The sequence below is a fragment of the Methanolacinia paynteri genome, from assembly GCF_000784355.1.
GTDB classification, from domain to species: domain Archaea; phylum Halobacteriota; class Methanomicrobia; order Methanomicrobiales; family Methanomicrobiaceae; genus Methanolacinia; species Methanolacinia paynteri.
On the sequence record NZ_KN360937.1, the window covers coordinates 1 to 1,824 of the forward strand.

Annotated in this window: 1 protein-coding gene and 2 pseudogenes; all 3 read left to right on the plus strand. The window is 56.1% G+C overall.

Annotated elements, in window-relative coordinates; genetic code table 11:
- Positions 1 to 311 (plus strand): annotated as a pseudogene (locus METPAY_RS15150) (methanogenesis marker protein 11); the annotation flags it as partial.
- On the plus strand, positions 308 to 1,273 hold the full coding sequence (locus tag METPAY_RS09635) for a radical SAM protein (RefSeq protein ID WP_048151878.1): 966 nt from the start codon (positions 308 to 310) through the stop codon (positions 1,271 to 1,273). The pseudogene METPAY_RS15150 and the gene METPAY_RS09635, both read left to right, overlap by 4 nt.
- A pseudogene (locus METPAY_RS09640) lies at positions 1,273 to 1,824 on the plus strand (thiamine pyrophosphate-dependent enzyme); the annotation flags it as partial. The gene METPAY_RS09635 and the pseudogene METPAY_RS09640, both read left to right, overlap by 1 nt.

Sequence of the window (1,824 nt, forward strand, 5' to 3'; positions counted from 1 at the left end):
ACAGGACGAAGAACTGTGTGGCGCTCGCATGCGAATTTGCCACCGACAGGCCGGAGCAGCTGATCGATTCATTCCAAAAACTCGTCGAAAAGTACACACTCTCCGACGAAACCGGTCTTGCCATCTTCAGGGGATTCGACCCGTCCCCGCTTGAAGGATACGGTAAGTCCGTCAAGGCAGGAGAGGTTACTATGGCCGATCTCGATAAGATAAGGAAATATCTCGATATCAGGATCGAAGGCCGCGGAATTATCGGCGCCGCCGCTGCCATCCCGTATTACACCCGCTACGAGGAGGCGCTCAGCATATGAACAGGACCGGACTCAAGGCCGCACTGCTCGAAGTTGGAACCGCAAGGGTCACAGGCATGCCAGTCGATCTTTCGGACGGATCACACGCAGGACCGGGTGCAGGTGGCACGGGTTCGGTTTTTTTTTCGTTTGACGGAATACTCGTCAGACTTTCGATTGATAATGGCAGCAAGGTAACGATCGAGCATATCGGCGACGGGAATGCGGTCCTCCATTTCGGCGACATCATACAGGAAGGAGTAATCGAACCTGTCGCACTCCACTGCCCCCGGCAGGCCTACATAACGATAAGCGAGGGCTGCATCTTCAAATGCCGTTACTGCAACGTTCCCTTCCAGGAGCAGAAGATCAAGACCCCGGAAGAAGTGGTTTCGATGATCGAAGAGGTCGCAGACGATATCGACTGCATATCCCTGACATCCGGCGTCATCGGATCTCCTGAAGAGGACGAGGAAAGGGTTCTCGAAATCATCAGGAAGGTAAAGAAATTCAGTCTCCCGGTCGGGGTCTCTACCTATCCTCTGCCGGGAACTCCCGGAAGGCTTCACGACCTCGGCGTCGCGGAGGTCAAATTCAATCTCGAAGCCGCAACACCCGAACTCTTTTCTGAGATGTGCCCCGGACAGGACAGGAACCGGATACTCGCGGCGCTGAAGGAGTCTGTCGAATTATTCGGTAAGAACCATGTCTTCTCAAACATCATTCTCGGCCTCGGGGAAACCGATGACGAGATGAAGACCTGCATAAAGGAACTCTGCGAAGCGGGTATCATCCCGGTAATCAGACCGCTGAACCCGAAGGCGGAACTCAGTGACTTCCCCCGTCCTTCGGCGGAACGAATCATGAACATCTTCGAATACCATAAAGCCCGGCTGAAAGAGAACGGACTCGACCCGGCAAAAGCAATGACAATGTGTGTTGCATGCACGGGCTGCGACCTCACCCCCGGGAGGGACGAGTGATGAAAATAATGACCGGCGAAGACCTCATCGTCGCCTCAATCGCGGTCTCAGCCGATACCGTCTATACCGTCCCCGGCTACCCGGTGACGTCGCTCGGGGACAAGACCGGAGCGGAGTTCGTGATCAACGAGAAGACCGCACTCGAGTACGCGATCGGCGACTCGCTCGCGGGAAAGAGATCTGTCATGATCGTCAAGAACGCCGGGATGAACGCACTCGCCGACCCACTCGTAATTACCACGACACAGGGACTGAGGAAGGGCGTCCTCATCATCGCGGGCGACGACACGGAGGCGAAGGGCTCGCAGAACAGGCAGGACTCGAGGTATTATGCGGAGGTCGCCGAAGTTCCGCTGGTAGAACCCGACGAAAAGAGCCTGCACATGGCGGTCGAATACGGGCTCTCGGCCTCGGAGAAATATTCGAGGATAGCGATTCTCCGGGTGACACCCCGTATCCTGGATGGCGAAGTTAAGAGAACTGTTGTTCCGGCGGGGAGAGAGGACGGAACAGGCAGCCTCGCAGATCCCCGCCTGACTATGAAAGGCCGC